The sequence below is a fragment of the Altericroceibacterium indicum genome (assembly GCF_009828105.1).
Lineage (GTDB): Bacteria > Pseudomonadota > Alphaproteobacteria > Sphingomonadales > Sphingomonadaceae > Altericroceibacterium > Altericroceibacterium indicum.
In genome coordinates this window covers 1-4,143 of record NZ_WTYQ01000012.1, presented here as the reverse complement: position 1 = coordinate 4,143, position 4,143 = coordinate 1, and the positions used below count along the sequence as shown (strand labels likewise).

1 protein-coding gene is annotated in these 4,143 nt (G+C 54.8%); it reads left to right on the top strand.

Annotated features, from left to right (window positions below):
- Positions 1-4,143 (top strand): beta strand repeat-containing protein (locus GRI39_RS14315; RefSeq protein ID WP_160740410.1); only part of this gene is annotated, 4,143 nt, incomplete at both ends.

The following is a 4,143-nucleotide window of genomic DNA, read 5'->3' as shown; positions in this document are numbered from 1 at the left end:
ATTGATCTCAGCACACCGCTCACTGCGACAGAGGGTTTTGCGATCCTTGGGGCTGCCGATAGTGACTATCTGGGCCTTTCTGTTTCCTTAGCCGGAGATGTGAATGCTGATGGCTATGATGATCTGATTGTCGCCGCTCCTTCCAATGATGATGGCGGAGCGGATGCCGGCGCAGCCTATGTGATCTTTGGCAAGGCCAGCGGCTTTGGCACGATTGATCTGGGTAGTGGTCTCAACGCAGCGGATGGTTTCAAAATTCTGGGTGCTGCTGATGGGGATCGACTGGGTTACTCCGTCTCCTCAGCCGGGGATGTGAATGGCGATGGGATCGATGATATACTTTTAGGCGCTTTTGCTAATGGAGGTACCGGTTCCGCCTATGTGATCTTTGGCAAGACTTCAGGATTTGGGACAATTGACCTGGCCAACTCACTCAGTGCAGTTCAGGGCTTCCAGATCACTGGCGTTGCAAGCAATGATCGACTGGGTTGGTCGGTATCGTCGGCCGGGGATATCAATGGCGATGGCTATGATGATGTGATTGTCGGTGCCAATCTGCATGACGATGACGGCCTCACTGACCGAGGAGAAGCCTATGTGATCTTTGGCAAGGCCAGTGGTTTTGGCACGATTGATCTGAGCAGTGGCCTTGGCGCAGCGGATGGCTTCACAATCACGGGTGCTGCGGCCGGTGATAATCTGGGCTATTCGGTATCATCAGCCGGAGACGTTAACGGCGATGGCTATGATGATTTGATCGTTGCGGCGGTGCTCAGCGATGATGGCGGCACTGATGCCGGTGTCGTCCATGTGATCTTTGGCAAGGCCAGCGGCTTTGGCACGATTGACCTGAGTACCGATCTCAGCGCAGCAGAGGGCTTTAAAATCATCGGCGCTATGGCCGAAGATCAACTGGGCTATTTGGTATCATCAGCCGGAGACATTAACGGCGATGGCTATGATGATATCATTATCGGGGCTCGGTGGAGCGATGATGGTGGCACTAATGCTGGCGCAGCCTATGTGATCTTCGGTAAGGAAGCAGGCTACGGCACGATTGACCTTGCTAACCTCACGGCAGCCGATGGCTTTATCATTCAGGGAGATGCTGCTGGAGACGAACTGGGCGTTTCGGTATCGTCAGCCGGGGATATTGATGGCGATGGCTATGATGATCTGATCGTCGGGGCCAATCTGGGCGATGATGGCGGCACTAATGCCGGTGAAGCCTATATCATCTATGGTAGCGCGATGTATGGTCAGCAGCTTGAGCAGGCCGATCAGATACTGACCGGTACCAGCGATCCGGACATTCTGGTCGGTGGCAATGGTGCGGATATCATCACTGCTGGCGGCGGAGCGGATGTCATCCGGAGCGGTGCCGGGGATGATGTGATCATCCTGACAGATTCTGCCTTTGAAGATATTCACGGCGGCAAAGGTTTTGATACGCTCCAGCTTGATGGCGCAGGCCTCAGCTTCGATCTCACCACAGTGATACCAAGCGATCTCCTCTCCATTGAAGCGATTGATCTCACCGGCAGCGGTGACAATGTGCTGACCGTAGATGCGGCGCATTTGCTGGATATCAGCGATTGGCGTATGAATGGTGAAGCTTACATGCTTGTTACCGGCGATGCGGGTGACAGTGTGGTGACACAAGGCTTCACCTTCGGCGGCACTTACGATTACGAAGGTGTGACCTACAACCTCTACGAACGCGGGCGGGCCAATCTGCTGGTGGAGCAGGATGTGGCTGTCACTAACAATGCCACAGGCGTCGCAGCAGTGATGGACACCAGCATCCTCAAGGAACATTATGGCTTTGTCATTCAGGGCGACCTTGCAGACGACAAGGCAGGCTATTCGGTGTCCGATGCAGGAGACATCAATGGTGATGGCTATGATGATCTGATTGTCGGTGCCTATAACGGCGATGATGGCGGCGATGCTGCCGGTGAAGCCTATGTTATTTATGGCAAGGCTTCGGGCTTCGGCACGTTTGACAGCACAGGCCGGAGGGTGGTGGATCTGACCGGCCTCAGCGCATCCACGGGCTTTGTCATTCAGGGCGCTGCTGCAGGTGATAATCTGGGCACTTCAGTTTCTTCGGCCGGAGACATCAATGGTGATGGTATTGATGATCTGATCGTGGGCGCGCCTTCTGCAGACATCAATGGAAGCAGCAGTGGCGATAGCTATGTGATCTTTGGCCAGAGTGGCACTAGCCGAACCCGGATCGATATCAGCACACTTGCGGCAAGCGATGGCTTTATCATCCGGGGCGATAGTGTGGATGGGGATGATTATCTGGGCTGGTCGGTATCCTCTGCCGGTGATGTGAATGGCGATGGGATCGATGATCTGATTGTTGGGGCCTATAAAGGCGATGATGGCGGTACTGATGCCGGTGAAGCCTATGTGATCTTTGGCAGCAGCGGCGTTTTTGGCACCAATATTTCGGGTCGCCAGGTGATTGACACTACGAATCTGACTGCCGCGCAGGGCTTTATCATCCAGGGTGATGCGGTCAATGATCTACTGGGCTGGTCGGCCTCTTCGGCCGGAGACATTAATGGCGATGGCTATGATGATCTGATTGTCGGTGCGCGCTATGGCGATGATGGCGGCACTAATGCCGGTGCAGCCTATGTGATCTTTGGCAGTGGTGACGGTTTTGGCACCGATGTTTCAGGCCGCCAGGTGATTGACACCACGAATCTGACTGCCGCGCAGGGCTTTATCATTCAGGGCGCTGCGGCCGATGATCAACTGGGCTATTCGGTGTCCGATGCAGGAGACATCAATGGTGATGGCTATGATGATCTGATTGTCGGTGCGCGCTATGGCGATGATGGCGGCACTAATGCCGGTGCAGCCTATGTGATCTTTGGCAAGGAAACAGGCTTCGGCACGATTGCGTTGAGTGCCGGTCTCAGCGCAACAGATGGTTTCACAATCATTGGCGCTGCGGAGAGTGATTATCTGGGCATTTCGGTATCGTCAGCCGGGGACATTAATGGCGATGGTTATGATGATCTGATTGTCGGTGCCAATGGCAATGAAGATGGCGGCAATAATGCCGGTTCCGCCTATGTGATTTTCGGCAAGGAAGCGGGCTATGGCACGATTGACCTTGCCAACCTCACGGCAGCGGATGGCTTTATCATTCAGGGAGATGCTGCGAGAGACGAGCTTGGTGCGACGGTTTCTGCCGCTGGCGATATCGATGGCGATGGTTATGATGATCTGATTGTCGGGGCCTATAGAGGCGATGATGGCGGCAGCGATGCCGGTGAAGCGTATATCATCTTTGGTCAGGCGGACATGGGCGCCGAGATAATTGAAGGCTCATCTGCCGCTGACACGCTGGTGGGTACCAATGGGGCCAATATCATCATCGGCGGCGAAGGGGATGACATTATTACCAGTGGCGGCGGGGCGGATGTCATCCGCGGCGGTGCAGGGGATGATCAGATCAGTCTGATCGACCTCAACTTTGATGACATTAACGGTGGCAGTGGCTTCGATACGCTGGTGTTGCAGGATCTGGGTATGAATCTGGACTTCACTACTTTCCTGCCAGGTGATCTCAAGTCCATCGAAGCCATTGAGCTCACTGGTGATGGTGACAATACGTTGACCATCACGGAAAAGACGCTGTTCGATGTCAGTGATTGGCGGATGGATGGTGAAGCCTGGATGATCGTGAAGGGTGATGCCGGCGATAGTGTGGTCGGCGCAGAAGGCTTCACTTTCGGCGGCACCTATGATTACGAAGGCGTGACCTACAATCTCTATGAACGCGGGCGTGCCAATGTTCTGGTGGAACAGGACGTTACCTTCACCAACGCTGCAACAGGCAAGGCGGCGGTGATCGACACCAGCATCCTCAGGGAACATTACGGCTTCATCGTGCAGGGCGATGCAGCGGATGATAATCTGGGTTATCTCTCCATGCAGAGCATGGGGGACATCAATGGCGATGGCTATGATGATATGGTTGTCGGGGCGAATGCCAACGATGATGGCGGCACGAATACGGGCGCAGCCTATGTGATCTTTGGCGGGGCCAGTGGCTTTGGCGCGCTGGATGCTACTGGACGGCGGGTGATTGATCTCAGCACACCGCTCACTGCGACA